At 72.7% G+C, this 16,519-nt stretch carries 10 protein-coding genes; 2 read left to right on the top strand and 8 right to left on the bottom strand.

The features are described from left to right. Positions 1 to 263: 263 nt before the first annotated feature. From ACFWZ2_RS26205 to ACFWZ2_RS26185, 5 genes are all read right to left on the bottom strand, one after another. Positions 264 to 887, bottom strand: a complete 624-nt coding sequence (locus ACFWZ2_RS26205; RefSeq protein ID WP_384549631.1) for a GntR family transcriptional regulator — start codon at positions 885 to 887, stop codon at positions 264 to 266. 137 nt (positions 888 to 1,024) lie between these two features. Then, complete coding sequence (gene sucB / locus ACFWZ2_RS26200; RefSeq protein WP_384549629.1) at positions 1,025 to 2,416, bottom strand: 2-oxoglutarate dehydrogenase, E2 component, dihydrolipoamide succinyltransferase; 1,392 nt, start codon at positions 2,414 to 2,416, stop codon at positions 1,025 to 1,027. A gap of 63 nt (positions 2,417 to 2,479) precedes the next feature. Beyond that, positions 2,480 to 3,868 carry a dihydrolipoyl dehydrogenase gene (gene lpdA, locus ACFWZ2_RS26195; RefSeq protein ID WP_384549627.1) on the bottom strand — a complete coding sequence of 463 codons (1,389 nt, stop codon included), beginning with the start codon at positions 3,866 to 3,868 and terminating at the stop codon, positions 2,480 to 2,482. A 341-nt stretch (positions 3,869 to 4,209) separates the two neighbouring features. Further along, entirely contained in the window at positions 4,210 to 5,757 is a 1,548-nt protein-coding gene (locus ACFWZ2_RS26190; RefSeq protein ID WP_384549625.1) for a leucyl aminopeptidase, read from the bottom strand. A gap of 146 nt (positions 5,758 to 5,903) precedes the next feature. Beyond that, positions 5,904 to 6,686 (bottom strand): adenosylcobinamide-GDP ribazoletransferase, encoded by a 783-nt coding sequence (locus ACFWZ2_RS26185; RefSeq protein WP_384549623.1) that lies wholly within the window; start codon positions 6,684 to 6,686, stop codon positions 5,904 to 5,906. 67 nt (positions 6,687 to 6,753) lie between these two features. On the opposite strand from ACFWZ2_RS26185, the gene ACFWZ2_RS26180 reads away from it, so the two are divergent. After that, entirely contained in the window at positions 6,754 to 7,554 is an 801-nt protein-coding gene (locus tag ACFWZ2_RS26180) for a hypothetical protein (protein WP_384549622.1), read from the top strand. Here the strand turns inward: ACFWZ2_RS26180 and ACFWZ2_RS26175 are convergent. From ACFWZ2_RS26175 to cobT, 3 genes are all read right to left on the bottom strand, one after another. Further along, on the bottom strand, positions 7,458 to 8,192 hold the full coding sequence (locus ACFWZ2_RS26175) for a hypothetical protein (protein WP_384549620.1): 735 nt from the start codon (positions 8,190 to 8,192) through the stop codon (positions 7,458 to 7,460). The genes ACFWZ2_RS26180 and ACFWZ2_RS26175 overlap by 97 nt on opposite strands. Further along, positions 8,189 to 9,979 carry a phosphatidylglycerol lysyltransferase domain-containing protein gene (locus ACFWZ2_RS26170; protein ID WP_384549618.1) on the bottom strand — a complete coding sequence of 597 codons (1,791 nt, stop codon included), beginning with the start codon at positions 9,977 to 9,979 and terminating at the stop codon, positions 8,189 to 8,191. Before ACFWZ2_RS26170 ends, ACFWZ2_RS26175 begins: the two co-directional genes overlap by 4 nt. A 117-nt stretch (positions 9,980 to 10,096) precedes the next feature. Then, positions 10,097 to 11,146 (bottom strand): nicotinate-nucleotide--dimethylbenzimidazole phosphoribosyltransferase, encoded by a 1,050-nt coding sequence (gene cobT, locus ACFWZ2_RS26165; protein WP_384549616.1) that lies wholly within the window; start codon positions 11,144 to 11,146, stop codon positions 10,097 to 10,099. A 260-nt stretch (positions 11,147 to 11,406) separates the two neighbouring features. Between cobT and ACFWZ2_RS26160 the strand changes: the two genes are divergently transcribed. Continuing rightward, positions 11,407 to 16,519 (top strand): beta-ketoacyl synthase N-terminal-like domain-containing protein (locus tag ACFWZ2_RS26160; protein ID WP_384549614.1); only part of this gene is annotated, 5,113 nt, incomplete at its 3' end.

Below are 16,519 nucleotides of genomic sequence, written 5' to 3'. Positions count from 1 at the left end.
TTGGCAGGACAGGGCGTGGGGCTCTGGCGCGGAAGCGTTTGTGTCGCTCCTGCAACAGGGCCGTCGTCGACTGTAAGCCCGTGATCGATGATCGATCAAAGCGTTGAGGGAAAAACTTCTCCAGATCGAGAAAGTCGGCATCCGGTGCCAGGAAATGGGGCACCGGGTGCCTTGGAATTGAAGGGTTTGCGCAGGTAGGGGCACGGATGCCGGTCTGGGGGCACGGATGAGCGCAGGGGGCCCGGCCCCCCGGGGCGAAGGCGTTACGCCCGGGGCGCGCAGCCCAGGACGTGCGACTTGACCAGGTCCGCGATCGCGGGGTCACGGCGGCGGAAGGCGGAGACGAGGGCCTCGTGCTCCTCCGCGTAGGACTGCTGGACCGTGCCGAGCCACCGGATGGACAGCGCGGTGAAGACCTCGATGCCGAGGCCCTCCCAGGTGTGCAGGAGGACGGAGTTGTCCGCGGCCCGCACCAGCTCCCGGTGGAAGGCGACGGTGTGCCGCACCTGCCCGGTGCCGTCCGCGGCGCGGTCCGCCTCGTAGAGGGCCGTGACGTGGGGCTCAAGGGCCGAGCAGTCCTCGGCGAGCCGTTCCGCCGCGAGCTCCGCGGCGATCGCTTCCAGGCCCGCCCGGACGGGGTAGCTCTCTTCCAGGTCGGCGGCCGTCAGGTTGCGTACGCGTACGCCCTTGTTGGGGGCCGATTCGATCAGCCGCAGCGTCTCCAGCTCGCGCAGCGCCTCGCGTACGGGAGTCTGGGACACCTCGAGCTCGACCGCGATCCGCCGCTCCACGATCCGCTCGCCCGGCTTCCAGCGCCCGCTGACGATCCCCTCCACGATGTGCTCGCGGATCTGTTCGCGCAGCGAGTGAACGACGGGCGCGGTCATGTGGGCTCCTCCGGCAGGGGCTTGGGACCCCAAGGGCGTTTGACCCCTAGACAATACGGCGGCGCCCCCGCCCGGAGGACTCCGGACGGGGGCGTACGCGCTGATGAGACGAGTGTTACAGCGTCTGTGCAGGTGACCTACAGGCCGAGCTCGACCTCGAACTCGCCGGCCTCGAGGATCGCCTTGACCGCGGTCAGGTAGCGGGCGGCGTCCGCGCCGTCCACCAGACGGTGGTCGTAGGACAGCGACAGGTACGTCATGTCCCGTACGGCGATGGTCTCGCCGAGGTCCGGGTGGTTGATGACGACCGGGCGCTTGACCGTGGCACCGATGCCGAGGATCGCGGCCTGGTTCGGCGGCACGATGACCGTGTCGAACAGGGCGCCGCGCGAACCGGTGTTGGAGATCGTGAAGGTGGCGCCGGACATGTCGTCCGGGGTGAGGCCACCGCCACGGGCCTTGCCGGCCAGCTCGGCGGTCTTCTTGGAGATACCGGCGATGTTCAGGTCGCCCGCACCCTTGATGACCGGCGTCATCAGACCCTTCTCGGCGTCCACGGCGATGCCGATGTTCTCCGAGTCGAAGTACGTGATGGTGCCTTCGTCGTCGTTGATCCGGGCGTTGATGACCGGGTGGGCCTTCAGCGCCTGGGCGGCGGCCTTGACGAAGAACGGCATCGGGGAGAGCTTGACGCCCTCGCGAGCCGCGAAGGAGTCCTTCGCCTTGGCGCGCAGCTTCATCAGCTTGGTGATGTCGACCTCGACGACCGAGGTCAGCTGGGCCTGCGAGTGCAGCGCCTTCATCATGTTGTCGCCGATGACCTTGCGCATGCGGGTCATCTTGACGGTCTGGCCGCGGAGGGGAGAGACCTCCAGGGCCGGGGCCTTCGAGGCTGCAGGGCCAGAGGCAGAACCCGCGGCGGCGGCCGGAGCCGGGGCGGCCTTCTTGGCCTCGGCGGCGGCGATGACGTCCTGCTTGCGGATGCGGCCACCGACGCCGGTGCCCTTGACATCGGAGAGGTTCACGCCGTTCTCGGACGCGAGCTTACGGACCAGCGGGGTCACGTAGGCACCGTCGTCGGCCGGGGTGACCGGGGCCGGGGCGGACGGCGCGACCGGAGCGGCGGGCGCAGCCGGGGCGGCCGGGGCCGCGGGCTGCACCGGAGCCGGGGCGGCAGCGGCGGGGGCGGCCGGGGCGGCGGGAGCGGCCGGGGCAGCCGGAGCCGCGGGGGCAGTCGGAGCCGGAGCCGGGGCGGCGGGCGCGGCCGGAGCGGCAGCGGCCGGAGCGGCACCCGGCGCACCGATGACGGCGAGCTTGGCGCCGACCTCGGCGGTCTCGTCCTCACCGACGACGATCTCGAGCAGCACGCCCGCGACCGGCGAGGGGATCTCGGTGTCGACCTTGTCGGTCGAGACCTCGAGCAGCGGCTCGTCGGCCTCGACGCGCTCGCCTTCGGCCTTCAGCCAACGGGTGACAGTGCCCTCGGTGACGCTCTCGCCGAGCGCCGGAAGGGATACGGAAACCGCCATGGTTTCTGTTGCTCCTTACGAATTTGCGGAAAGTCTGGTCGTCGCGCCCGTGTGACTGAAGGGTCAGTCGTGGGAGTGCAGCGGCTTGCCCGCCAGGGCGAGGTGGGCCTCGCCCAGCGCCTCGTTCTGCGTCGGGTGGGCGTGGATGAGCTGGGCGACCTCGGCCGGCAGCGCTTCCCAGTTGTAGATCAGCTGGGCCTCGCCGACCTGCTCGCCCATGCGGTCGCCGACCATGTGGACGCCGACCACGGCACCGTCCTTGACCTGGACGAGCTTGATCTCGCCCGCGGTCTTGAGGATCTTGCTCTTGCCGTTGCCCGCGAGGTTGTACTTGAGGGCGACGACCTTGTCCGCGCCGTAGATCTCCTTGGCCTTGGCCTCGGTGATGCCCACGGAGGCGACCTCGGGGTGGCAGTACGTCACCTTCGGCACGCCGTCGTAGTCGACCGGGACGGTCTTGAGACCGGCCAGGCGCTCCGCCACCAGCATGCCCTCGGCGAAGCCGACGTGCGCGAGCTGGAGGGTCGGCACCAGGTCGCCCACGGCCGAGATGGTCGGGACGTTGGTCTGCATGTACTCGTCGACGAGGACGTAGCCGCGGTCCATCGCGACGCCCTGCTCCTCGTAGCCGAGACCGGCGGAGACCGGGCCGCGGCCGATGGCGACCAGGAGGACCTCGGCCTCGAAGGTCTTGCCGTCGGCGAGGGTGACGCGGACGCCGTCCTGCGTGTACTCGGCCTTCTCGAAGAAGGTGCCGAGGTTGAACTTGATGCCGCGCTTGCGGAACGCGCGCTCAAGAAGCTTGGAGCTGTTCTCGTCCTCGACGGGCACGAGGTGCTTGAGGCCCTCGATGACCGTGACGTCGGTCCCGAAGGACTTCCACGCCGAGGCGAACTCGACGCCGATGACGCCGCCGCCCAGGATGATCGCGGACTGCGGGACGCGGTCCAGGGTGAGCGCGTGGTCCGAGGAGATGATGCGGTTGCCGTCGATCTCCAGGCCCGGCAGCGACTTCGGCACGGAGCCGGTCGCGAGGAGCACGTGGCGGCCCTGGATGCGCTGGCCGTTCACGTCCACGGAGGTCGGCGACGAGAGCTTGCCCTCGCCCTCGATGTACGTCACCTTGCGGGAGGCGACGAGACCCTGCAGGCCCTTGTACAGGCCGGAGATCACGTCGTCCTTGTACTTGTGGACGGCGGCGATGTCGATGCCCTCGAAGGTGGCCTTCACGCCGAACTGGTCGGCCTCGCGCGCCTGGTCGGCGATCTCGCCGGCGTGCAGCAGCGCCTTCGTGGGGATGCAGCCGTTGTGCAGGCAGGTGCCGCCGAGCTTGTTCTTCTCGATCAGTGCGACGTCCAGGCCCAGCTGCGCTCCGCGCAGGGCCGCGGCGTAACCGCCGCTACCGCCGCCGAGGATCACTAGGTCGAAAACGGTGCTGGCGTCGTTCGCCACGTCACGTCCTCCATGCATGTGCGCCGTACGCCGGACCCCGTTTCGCCGGGGACGACCGGTCGGTCGGCTGGTATTCGGCCGCTCTTGTTTCGGCCCTTTGGTGGGGGCCCTGTCCTGCCGAGAACCCATCTTCGCACTTGTCGGCGGGAGACGGGACGCCGGGCCGGGCTGTGAGACGTCTGATCCACCGTCTCGACGGTAGGGGAAGGCGCGAAGCGCGGCCTTGGAAGGGTGGTGGCGGGAGACGGGTGGGCGTATGAACGTACGGATTTCGTCGAGGGCGAAATCGCGTGGGGCCCCGGACGAGGGAACGTCCGGGGCCCCACGGCGTCGTACGCGAATCAGCCGAGGTCGCCCGCGGCGGTGCACTCGGCGAGCCGGACCAGGGTGCGGACCGCGGAACCGGTGCCGCCCTTGGGGGTGTAGCCGAACGGGGCGCCCTCGTGGAAGGCGGGGCCCGCGATGTCCAGGTGGGCCCAGGTGATGCCCTCGCCCACGAACTCCTGCAGGAACAGGCCGGCGACCAGGCCGCCGCCCATCCGCTCGCCCATGTTGGCGATGTCGGCGGTGGGGGAGTCCATGCCCTTGCGCAGGTCGGCGGGGAGCGGCATCGGCCAGGAGGGCTCGCCGACCTCCTCGGCGATCTCGTGGACCGACGTGCGGAAGGCGTCGTCGTTGGCCATGATGCCGAAGGTGCGGCTGCCCAGGGCCATCATCATGGCGCCGGTCAGGGTCGCCACGTCGACGATCGCGTCGGGCTTGTCCTCGGAGGCCTTGGTGATCGCGTCGGCCAGCACGAGACGGCCCTCGGCGTCGGTGTTCAGCACCTCGACGGTCTTGCCGCTGTACATCCGCAGGACGTCGCCGGGGCGGGTCGCGGAGCCGGACGGCATGTTCTCGGCGAGCGCGAGCCAGCCGGTGACGTTCACCTCGAGGCCCAGGCGGGCGGCGGCGACGACGGCGGCGAAGACGGCGGCGGCACCGGCCATGTCGCACTTCATGGTCTCGTTGTGACCGGCGGGCTTGAGCGAGATGCCGCCCGAGTCGTACGTGATGCCCTTGCCGACGAAGGCGAGGTGCTTCTTCGCCTTGGAGTGCGTGTACGAGAGCTTCACCAGGCGCGGCGGGGCCTCGGAGCCCACGCCGACACCGAGGATGCCGCCGAAGCCGCCCTTGGCGAGCGCCTTCTCGTCGAGCACCTGGATCTTGATGCCGTGTTCCTTGGCGGCGGCGGTGGCGACCGCGGCGAAGGCCTCGGGGTCGAGGTCGTTCGGCGGGGTGTTGATCAGGTCGCGGGCGCGGTTCATCTCCTCGGCGACGGCGACGGCACGGTCGACGGCCGCCTTGTACGCCTTGTCGCGGGGCTTGCCGCCGAGCACGGCGATCTCCGCGAGCGGGGCCTTGGCGTCCTTGCCCTTCTTCTTCGCACCCTTGGCGTCGCCCTGGTCCTTGTAGGCGTCGAAGGAGTACGCGCCGAGCAGGGCGCCCTCGGCGATGGCACCGGCGTCCCCGGCGTCCTCGACGGGCAGGGCGAACGCGGCCTTCTTCACGCCGGTCAGGGCGCGGGCGACGGTACCGGCGGCGCGGCGCAGCGCGTCCGTGCCGTACGTCTCGTCCTTCTTCGGGACCTCGCCGAGGCCGACCGCGACGACGACCGGCGCCTTGAAGCCGGACGGCGCGGGCAGCTTCGTCACCTCGCCCTCGGCACCAGTGGCGCCGAGGGTCTCAAGGACGGACGCGAGCTTGCCGTCGTACGCCTTGTCCACGGCCTCTGCGCCGGAGGAGACGACCAGGCCCCCCTTTGATCCAGCGCCCTTGGCGACACCGACGACGATCGCGTCGGCACGGAGACCGGACGCGGCGGCGGTGCTGAGAGTCAGAGCAGTCACGGTGGTGAGGTCCTCTTTCAGTGAGTTGCGGCGGGCTGTGGGGTGGTGAGCCCGTCGCGAGCCTACGCCCGTGAGCGCTGCGGTGCGCCTCACTGTGCGTGTTCGGCGCGGTGTCGGGTACGCCAGGGTTTCGTACGGCCTCGGCCTCAGCCCAGTGCGAGCACGATCAGCGAGGCGGTCGCCGCCGTCTCCGCGAGGCCGCCGAAGACATCGCCGGTGACACCGCCGAAGCGCCGTACGCAGTGCCGCAGCAGCAGTTCCGCCGCGCCGCACGCGAGCACGACGGCGGCCGCGCAGCGCACCGCCCCGGACGCCCCGAAGAGCGCGCCCGCGGCCCCCGCGGCCGCCACCCCGACGCCCGCGACCAGCAGCGCGCGCCCCCTCGGCACCACCCCTGCGACCGCGGCGCCCAGACCTTCGGGCCGGGCGGGCGGCACACCGGCGCGCGCGGCCAGGGTGAGCGCGAGCCGGGCCGCGACGGCCGAGACGACCGCGGCGACGGCGCCCTTGGCCCACGACTCGTCGTACAGCTGGCAGAGCACCGCCACCTGCGCGAGCAGCACGAAGAGCAGCGTGATGACGCCGAAGGGGCCGATGTCGGACTGCTTCATGATGCGCAGCGCGTCGTCGGCGGGTCTGGCGCTGCCGAGGCCGTCGGCGGTGTCGGCGAGGCCGTCGAGGTGCAGGCCGCGGGTGAGCGCGGCCGGGACCGCGGCGCTCGCCACCGCCGCGAGGAGCGGGCCCGCGCCGAGGGCGAGCAGCGCGCCGCCGGGCGCGGCCGCGCACAGGCCGATCACCAGGCCGGGCAGGGGAGCCCACTGCATGCCCGCGCGGGCCGCGTCGCGGTCCCACCTGGTGACGCGGACGGGGAGCGCGGTGAGGGTGCCGAAGGCGAAACGTATGCCGTCGGCGGGGGAGGTTCTGGACACCGCGGCAGGCTACCCCGGGGGAACGTCCCGCCCTGCGGATCGCTCTTCGGGGACGGAGGATGAGCCCATGGGTGACTGGTGGTACCGGAACATCGTCGAGCCGGGGAAGCTGCCGCTGCTGCTCGCGCTGCTCTCCTTCGTGGGCTCGTTCCTGGTCACCCGGACCATCACGCGGCTCATCCGCGCGGGCAAGGGGCCGTTCCGGAACATCAGCTCGGGCGACGTGCACATCCACCACGTCGTACCGGGGATCTTCCTGATGCTGGTCGGCGGGTTCTGGGCGGTGGCCGCGGGGCGGCACGGCGTCGGGGCGCTGTACGCCGCGGTCATCTTCGGGATCGGCGCGGGGCTCGTGCTCGACGAGTTCGCGCTGATCCTCCATCTCGACGACGTCTACTGGAGCGAGCAGGGCCGCAAGAGCGTGGAGGTCGTGATGCTCACGGCCGCCCTGGTGGTGCTCGTGCTCACCGGCTTCACGCCGTTCGGGGTCAACGACCTGTCGGTCACCGAGCGGCACAACCGCGCCCTGCTCGCGCTGAACATCGGCATCAACTGCGGCTTCGCCCTGATCGCGCTGCTCAAGGGCAAGCTGCGGACGGCCCTGATCGGCATGGTCGTCCCGTTCGTCGCGCTGGTCGGCGCGATCCGGCTGGCCCGCCCCGGCTCGGCGTGGGCCCGGCGGTTCTACCGCAACCGGCACCGCGCCAGGGCCCGCGCGGGCCTGCGGGCCTTCCGGCACGACCGGCGCTGGTCGGGCCCGCGCCGCAAGTTTCAGGACTGGGTCGGCGGATTCTCGGAGCCGGGTCCCGCCGCGGCCCCGGAGCCGGAAGCGGAGCCGGATCCGGAGCGGGTGCCGCCGCCCCGGTGAAAGGCCGCCGAGACGGCGCACAGCACGACGACGGCCGCGATCGCCGCCAGATGCTCCTTGCCCGCGAGGTTGTCCTTGACCAGCAGCTCGGCGACCATCATGGCGGTGACCAGGGCCGCGGTGAAGTACGCCCGGTAGCGCCAGCAGACGAACACGGCGAGGCCGACGACCGCGGCCGACGGGCCCGTGTCGACGACCTGCGCGTCGGACGCGGGAAGCCCGAACGGGTTCCCCGGGCCGAGTTCGATGCCCACGCGCGCGTAGAGCGTGCCGGCGAGTGTGGCCGCGTACCCGATGACGAGCGTGCGCCACCAGCCGAGGCAGATCTCGGCGATGCCGAACACCAGCAGGATCTGCGCGAGCGCGCCCCATACGGGCAGGTCGAGGGCGGGGACGAAGAGGGAGAGCGGGGTGCGGAGCAGCGCGAGCCAGAGGGGTTCCTCGGCGCGCACGGAGCCGATGTTCTGGACGAACTGGTAGCCCCAGGGCTGGTTCTGCACGTACTGGAAGGCCGCCGTCAGACAGACCGCCGTCAGCGTCATGGGCACCGCACGCCACCGCCGGGCGACGAGCGCGTCCCGCACGGTGGAGAACAGGGGTCCCCACTCGGCGCGGGCGTAGCGGGCCAGGGTGCTCATCGTCTCGACTCCAGGTGTTTGCGGTGCAGCCACTTCGGCAGGCCCGGCGCTTCGAGGAACCCCTCGGCGCGGGCCGATGCGATGCCGATGCGCAGCAGGTCGCCGCTCTTCTCGAAGAGGAGGAACCGGGGTTCCCAGATCGGCCGGTATTTCGCGTTGGCGCGGTAGAGCGACTCGATCTGCCACCAGCGGGAGAAGAAGCTGAGCAGCGAGCGCCACATGCGCAGGACCGGGCCCGCGCCGAGCCGCGAACCACGTTCGAAGACCGACCTGAACATCGCGAAGTTCAGTGACACCTGGGTGATCTTGATCTCGGGGGCGCGCTGCAGGAGTTCGATGACCATGAACTCCATCAGGCCGTTCTCGGAGTCGCGGTCACGCCGCATCAGGTCGAGGGAGAGCCCGTGCGGGCCCCACGGCACGAAGGAGAGCAGCGCCCGCAACTCGCCGTCGCCGTCGGAGCACTCCAGCATCACGCACTGCCCGTCCGCCGGGTCCCCGAGCCGCCCGAGCGCCATGGAGAAGCCGCGTTCGGTGGCCCCGTCGCGCCAGTCGTCGGCGCGCTCCAGGAGGTACGCCATCTCGTCGGCCGGGATGTCCGCGTGACGGCGGATGCGGACCGTGTACCCGGCGCGCTTGACGCGGTTGTACGCCTGGCGGACGGTGCGCATGGCCCGCCCCTCCAAGGTGAAGTGCTCTTTAGAGGCTTCGCCTCGGGCGGCGATCTCCACGATCGCCTCGTCGCCCAGCTCCAGGGCGTCCAGGCCGTGCCGGGCGTAGATCGTGCCCGCCTCCTCGCTCGCGCCCATCACGGCGGGGATCCAGCCGTGCTCGCGGGCCTCGGCGAGCCACGGCTCGATCGCGCCGGGCCAGGCCTCCGGGTCGCCGATGGGATCGCCGGAGGCCAGTGAGACCCCGCCCACCACGCGGTACGCGACGGCCGCCTTGCCGGTCGGCGACCACACGACGCTCTTCTCGCGGCGCAGCGAGAAGTAGCCGAGCGAGTCCCGCTCGCCGTGCTGGTCGAGCAGCGCGTGCAGCTTCTCCTCGTCCTCCTCGGTGAGCGGGTCGACGGCCCTGCGGGAGCGGAACGCGGCGTACAGGACGGCGAACAGGAGCAGCACGCTCAGGACGTTGATGGTGACGTTGACCCAGCCGGGCGTGGTGATGCCCTCGAAGCGCTTGTCGTCGGCGGCCAGTGAGACGAGCCGCATCGTGCCGTAGCGCCAGCGGTCGAGGAACGTCGAACGGTAGTCGTCGTGGGCGCGGTTGGTGACGGTGACGAGCAGCGTGGCGATCAGCGAGGTCGCGAGCAGGCCGCCGACCGCGACGGCCGACGCCAGCTTGGGGTTGGAGCGGTCGCCCTTCGCGTAGAACTCCTTGCGCCCGACGAGCAGCGCCGCGACGAACGCGGCGGTCAGCACGAGCGAGATCCAGTTCTGCGCGTGCTGACGGATCTCCGGGAAGATCATCGCGAAGGCGAAGAGCAGCAGGAAGAGCCCGCTGAGCACGAGGTTGAGGATCCACGCGGCGCGCTTTCGGCGCCGCATGGTGACCGCCAGGATCATCGTGAACACACCGGAGCCGAAGCCCGCGGTCAGCATGTAGGGCGTGAAGTAGTTCGCCGTGTTGTGCTGGCGCAGGTCCTGCCCGAGGGAGACCCAGACCGCGCTCAGGAAATTGATGAAGGTGACGGCGCGGAGGTACCAGACGGCGAAACCGGCGGCGCGGCGCTGTATGACGGTCCGTGATTTCTGTCGCCCGGCGACGACCTGCTCATCTCCCATGAAAAGGGATCATATGGGCCGCGTTGTGGGCAAGCGTTCCGCAGGGCGGAACAGGCGGGCACGACACCACGGTGCCGGGCGCCGCGACGGAGGCGTCGCGAGCCCGGCACGGAGTGCCTACTCGGCGCGCAGGGGCAACTCCGCCGACAGGGCGGCGGCGGCCTGCACCAGCGGCAGCGCGAGCAGCGCCCCGGCGCCCTCGCCGACCTTGACCCCATGGTTCAGGAGGGGTTCGAGCGCCATCCGGTCCAGCGCCTTCGCCTGCGCGGGCTCCCCGCTGTCGTGCCCCGCGAGCCACCAGTCCGGCGACCGGAAGGCCACCCGCTGGGCCACCAGCGCGGCCGCCGATGCCACGACGCCGTCGAGGATCACCGGCGTACGCCGCACGGCGCACTGCAGCAGGAACCCGGTCATCGCGGCGATGTCGGCGCCGCCCACCGCCGCGAGCAGCTCCAGCTGGTCGCCGAGCACGGGCCGGGCCCGCCGCAGCGAGTCCCGCACCGCCGCGCACTTGCGCATCCACGCCAGGTCGTCGATGGCCTCGCCGCCCCGCCCGGTGACCACGGACGCGTCGGTGCCGCAGAGCGCGGCGATCAGCGTCGCCGCGGGCGTCGTGCCGCCGACGCTCACATCGCCGAGCACGACCAGGTCGGTGCCGGAGTCGGCCTCCTCGTCGGCGACGGCCATGCCCGCGCGCACCGCCTGCTCCGCTTCCTCGGCGGTCAGCGCGTCCTCGATGTCGATGCGCCCCGAGCCGCGCCGCACCCGGTGGCCCGCGACCTCGGCGGGCAGTTCGCCGGGGTCGCAGTCGAGCGCCATGTCGACTACGCGGACGGGCACGTCGAGGCGGCGCGCGAGGACGGCCACCGGGCTCTCACCGGCGAGCACGGACCGTACGAGATCGGCGGCGCCGCCCGCGGGCCGCGCCGAGACGCCGAGTTCGGAGATCCCGTGGTCACCCGCGAACAGCACCACGCGCGGCCGCTCCACGGGACGGAGCGGCACCGCCGACTGGGCCGCCGAGAGCCATTCGCCGAGTTCGTCGAGGCGGCCCAGGGATCCGGGCGGCAGCACCTGCCGCTCCCTGCGCTCCTCGGCGTCGCGGCGCACCCCGCCGTCGGGCCGCTCGATCAGGTCGGTGAAGTCGTCGAGATTCAGCGAGCTCATTCGGCGAACAGTACCGGGAGCGGCGGCGGTGCTGCTCGAACGGTCCTGCGGGGGCCGCGGCCACTGAAGTGACGGTCCGTCAGGGCCGGTCGTGGCACCGGCGCGATCGAGTTACGCCATGTGATGCATTGGCTTCGTAGCGTCATTGCGCCGGTGCTGATGATCCCTTACGTTCCCGTTTGTATCGGATTGTCGTATCGCTGCACCGTGTACCGCCGCACTGATCGCACAGAACTGATCGCACAGAGGAGTCTCCTCCCGTGACGCACACCGTCATCGGCGTCAGCCCGTTCGGAGAGCCGGACGCCCGGCTCGCCGCCGCCGTCAGCCGGTCCGGGGGGCTCGGCATCCTCGACCTCGGCCCCGGCGACCGCCGCGCCCGCGAAGCCCTCGACCTCGCCCGCCAGTGGTGCCCCGGGGAGTTCGGCGTCCGCGTCCCCGCCGGCTGCGCCCTGCACATCGACGAGCTCAACTCCCCGGACGGCACCGGCCCCCACACCGTCCTGCTCGCCCCCGACGCCCCCTGGCGCATCGCCCACGTCCCGGCGCCGACCGTCCTCGCCGAGGTCCGCAGCGTCGCCGAGGCGCGGGACGCGGTCGCCCAGGGCGCCGCGGGCGTCGTCGTGCGCGGCAGCGAGAGCGGCGGCCCCTGCGGCGAGCTCTCCACCTTCGTGCTGCTCCAGCACGTCCTCGCCGACGCCGCCGTGACCGTCCCCGTCTGGGCCTGCGGCGGCATCGGCCCGCGCACCGCCGCGGCCGCCGTGCTCGCCGGGGCCCGCGGCGTCGTCCTCGACGTCCAGCTCGCACTCCTCGACGAGGCGCAGCCGCCGCCCGCCGTCGCCGCGCTGCTGCGCACCGCCGACGGCTCGGAGACCGTCGTCGTGGGCGGCCACCGGGTCCTCGACCGGCGCCGCCCCGGCGTCCCCGCCGCCCTGCGCGAACGGCTGCTCCCGCTCGGCCAGGACGCCTTCCTCGCCGCCCGGTTCGCCGAGCGGTACGGCACGGTCGACGCGGCCGTACGCGGCGTGCGCGACGGCATCGAGGGATCGCTGCACGCGGATCCGGGCGTCCTGCGCTCCGGCTCCGCGATGTGCCGTGCGATGGGCACCGCCCTGCCGATCGCGCAGGGCCCGATGACCCGCGTCAGCGACCAGGCGCGGTTCGCCTCGGCGGTCGCCGACGACGGCGGGCTGCCGTTCATCGCCCTCGCGCTCGCCGCGCCCGCGCAGACCCGCAGCATGCTGGAGCAGACCCGCGCCGCGCTCGGCGACCGCCCCTGGGGCGTGGGCATCCTCGGCTTCGCGCCGGAGGAGGTGCGCACCGCCCAGCTCGACGCGGTCCGCGAACTGCGCCCCACCCACGTGATCATCGCGGGCGGCCGCCCCTCGCAGGCCGCGGCGCTCGAAGCCGACGGGATCAAGACCTTCCTGCACGTGCCCTCGCCCGGACTGCTCGGCCAGTTCCTCGCGGCGGGCGCACGGCGCTTCGTCTTCGAGGGCGCCGAGTGCGGCGGGCACATCGGGCCGCGCAACAGCTTCCCGCTGTGGGAGGCGCAGCTCGCCGTCATCGAGGACTACCTCGACGAGCACGCGGACGACGCGGTGGACCCGGCCGACGTGCAGGTCCTGTTCGCGGGCGGCATCCACGACGAGCGCTCGGCGGCGATGGTCGCCGCGCTCGCGGCCGGGCTCACCGGGCGCGGGGTGTCCATCGGCGTCCTGATGGGCACCGCCTACCTCTTCACCGAGGAGGCCGTCGCGTCCGGCGCGATCCAGCCGCTCTTCCAGCGCCAGGTGATCACCGCCGAGAGCACCGCGCTCCTGCACACCGCCCCAGGACACGCCACCCGCTGCGTGCCCAGCCCGTTCAGCGACGCCTACCAGGCGCTCAAGGACGAGCTGCGGGAGCAGGGCGTACCCGACCGGCAGGCCTGGGAGGAGCTGGAGCGGCTCAACGTCGGGCGGCTCCGCATCGCCAGCAAGGGCATCGAGCGGATCGGCGACGAACTCCTCGACGTCGACGAGCAACGCCAGCTCGGCGAGGGCATGTTCATGGCCGGCGAGGTCGCCGTCCTTCGCGGCGCCACCACCACCGTCGCCCGCCTGCACGCCTCGGTCGCCGACGGCGCCGCCGACTTCTACGCCCGCCGCGCCCGCGAACTGGCCCGGCACGACGCCGCCCCCGAACAGCCCGCCCCCGAACCGCTGGACATCGCCGTCGTCGGCATGGCCGGGATGTTCCCGCAGGCCCCCGACCTGGCGACGTTCTGGGCGCACGTCCTCGCGGGCACCGACGCCGTCACCGAGGTGCCCGCGGGCCGCTGGGACCAGGACCTGCACTACGGCGACGACGCCGAGGTGCACGACGTGTCCGCGTCCCGCTGGGGCGGCTTCCTGCCCGAGATCCCCTTCGACCCGCTGGCCTACGGCATTCCGCCGACCTCACTGGCCAGCATCGAGCCCGTACAACTGCTCGCGCTCGAAGCGGCACGGCGCGCGCTCGCCGACGCGGGCTACGACCGGCGCGAGTTCCCGCGCGAGCGCACCTGCGTCGTCTTCGGCGCGGAAGCGGGCAGCGACACCTCCAACGCGACGACGCTGCGGACCGTCCTGCCCTCCTATCTCGGGCGCCTGCCCGAGGAGTTGGCGGACCAGCTGCCGAAGCTCACCGAGGACTCCTTCCCCGGCATGCTCGCCAACGTCATCTCCGGGCGCATCGCCAACCGCCTCGACCTCGGCGGCGCCAACTACACCGTCGACGCGGCCTGCGCCTCCTCGCTCACCGCGGTCGACGTCGCCTGCAAGGAACTGACGTCCGGAGCCGCCGACGTCGCCCTGTGCGGCGGCGCCGACCTGCACAACGGCATCAACGACTTCATCCTCTTCTCCTCGGTCCACGCCCTCTCCGGGACGGGCCGCTGCCGCACCTTCGACGCCGCGGCCGACGGCATCGCGCTCGGCGAAGGCGTCGCCTGCGTCGTCCTGAAGCGGCTCGCGGACGCCGAGCGCGACGGCGACCGCGTGTACGCCGTGATCAAGGGAGTCGGCAGCGCGAGCGACGGCCGCTCGCTCGGCCTGACCGCGCCGCGCCCCGAGGGCCAGCGGGCCGCCCTTGAACGCGCGTACGCCCAGGCGCGCGTCTCGCCCGCCGACGTCGGCCTCGTCGAGGCGCACGGCACCGGCACCGTCGTCGGCGACCGCACCGAACTCGCCACCCTCAGCGGGGTGTTCGAGGAGGCGGGCGCCGCACCGGGCGGCTGCGTCGTCGGCTCCGTGAAATCGCAGATCGGCCACACCAAGTGCGCCGCGGGCCTCGCCGGACTCATCAAGACGGCCCTCGCCCTGCACACCGGCGTCCGCCCGGCCACCCTCCACGTCACCGAACCCAACCCCGCCTGGTCCGCGGAAGGCCCCTTCGCCCTCCACGACCGCGCGCTGCCCTGGGCCGAGCCCGCGGGGCAACGCGTCGCGGGCGTCAGCGCGTTCGGCTTCGGCGGCACCAACTTCCATGTGGTGATGAAGGGGTACGAAGGAGGCGCACCGCCCCGGCAGGGCGCCGACGCCTGGCCCACCGAGCTGTTCCTCTTCCGTACCGACGCCGCGGTCGACGACCTCATCGAACTCTGCGAGGCGAGCGAGCGGGCCGGACGCCCCTGGCGCCTGCGCGACCTGGCACTGAGCGCGGCGCACAGGGCCGAACAGGGCGCGGGCGCGGGCCCGGTGCGGTCGGCGGTGGTCGCCCGCTCCCTGGAGGAACTGCCCGCCCTGCTCCGGAAGTTGAAGGCGGGCGAGAGCGCCCCCGGCATCTTCCGCGCCGACGGCGACAAGCCCCTCGCCGAAGGAGCCGAAGGACAGGTCGCCTTCCTCTTCCCCGGACAGGGCAGCCAGCGCCCCGGCATGCTCGCCGAACTGTTCGCCGCGTTCCCCGAGACCCAGCGGCACCTGCGCGACGCCCCCGTCGACGCGATGTTCCCGCCCGCCGCCTTCGACGACGCCGAACGCGCCGCGCAGCGGGCCCGGCTCACCGACACCCGGAGCGCGCAGCCCGCGCTCGGCGCGGTGTCCCTGGCCGCGTACGACGTACTGGGCGGGCTCGGCGTGCACCCCGACATGGCGGCCGGGCACTCCTACGGCGAACTCGTCGCCCTCTGCGCGGCGGGCGCCATCGACTCCGCGGGACTCGGCGCGCTCAGCCGCGAACGGGCCGACGCGATCCTCGCGGCGACCGGCCCGGGCCCCGACGCCGACCCCGGCACGATGGCGGCGGTCGCCGCGTCCGCCGACGAGGTGGCGCGCGTGCTCGCCGAGGCCCATCTCGTACGCGACGTCGTCGCCGCCAACCACAACGCGCCCTCCCAGACGGTGATCTCGGGCCCGACCGGGGCCGTGGGCCGGGCCGTCGACGCGCTGACGGCGGCCGGGTACGGCGCCCGCGCACTGCCCGTCGCCTGCGCCTTCCACAGCCCGCTCGTCGCCGGTGCGGTGCCCCGCTTCGCCGAGGCGCTCGGCCGCGTCCCCGTCCGGACACCGGAGTTCCCGGTCTGGGCCAACCTCACCGGCACGCGCTATCCGTCCGCCCCCGACGACGTCCGCGGTCAGCTCGCCGAGCAGATCGGCGCGCCCGTCCGCTTCGCCGAGCAGATCGAGGCGATGTACGACGCGGGGGCCCGGGTCTTCGTCGAGGCGGGGCCGGGCACGGTCCTCACCGGCCTGGTCGGCAAGGTCCTCGGCGACCGGCCGCACGCGGCACTGCCCTTCGAGCCCCGCCCCGACGCGGGCCTGCACGGCCTCCTCGAATGCCTGGCCGGGCTCGCCGTGGCGGGCGTCCCGGTCGCGGCGGCACGGCTCTTCGCGGGCCGCGACGCGGTGGCCGTCGACGCGAGCGCGATCCCGGCGCGGCCCGGCTGGACCGTGGACGGCCACGTAGTCCGCACGGCGGGCGGCGACCTCCTGCCCGGCGCGCTGCACCCCGCACGGCGCATCCCAGGGCTTTCCCGACTCATCACGGAGACGACGACTGTGACCGGTTCCGGTACGGACAACACGACGGGAGCCCCGGTGGACCGGGACGCCCTCCTCCACGAATTCCTGCGCAGCAGCCGCGAGATGGTGGCGGCGCAGCGGGACGTACTCCTGACGTACTTCGGTTCGGGCGGGGTGCCGGTGGCGCCTGCGGCTCCGGTGGCCCCGGTCGCTCCGGCGGTGGTTGTGCCCGTCGAGGCGGCTCCGGTGTCCGCGGCTCCCGTCGCTCCCGTCGAGCCCGAGACGGACGTCCTGGGGACGGTCCTCGCGGTGATCGCGGAACGCACGGGTTATCCGGTGGAGATGATCGAGGCGGATCTGGATCTGGAGGCGGATCTGAGTGTCGATTCGA

The organism is Streptomyces sp. NPDC059002, from assembly GCF_042740435.1.
Taxonomy (GTDB): Bacteria; Actinomycetota; Actinomycetes; order Streptomycetales; family Streptomycetaceae; genus Streptomyces.
The sequence above is the reverse complement of the archived record's forward strand: the minus strand, read 5'-3'. Positions and strand labels throughout refer to the sequence as shown.

Excerpts from the sequence above, each read along its gene's own strand:
- ACFWZ2_RS26175 (WP_384549620.1), bottom strand. The coding sequence starts at position 8,192 with ATGAGCACCCTGGCCCGCTACGCCCGCGCCGAGTGGGGACCCCTGTTC.
- ACFWZ2_RS26170 (WP_384549618.1), bottom strand. The coding sequence starts at position 9,979 with ATGGGAGATGAGCAGGTCGTCGCCGGGCGACAGAAATCACGGACCGTC.
- ACFWZ2_RS26205 (WP_384549631.1), bottom strand. The coding sequence starts at position 887 with ATGACCGCGCCCGTCGTTCACTCGCTGCGCGAACAGATCCGCGAGCAC.
- cobT (WP_384549616.1), bottom strand. The coding sequence starts at position 11,146 with ATGAGCTCGCTGAATCTCGACGACTTCACCGACCTGATCGAGCGGCCC.
- ACFWZ2_RS26180 (WP_384549622.1), top strand. The coding sequence starts at position 6,754 with ATGGGTGACTGGTGGTACCGGAACATCGTCGAGCCGGGGAAGCTGCCG.
- sucB (WP_384549629.1), bottom strand. The coding sequence starts at position 2,416 with ATGGCGGTTTCCGTATCCCTTCCGGCGCTCGGCGAGAGCGTCACCGAG.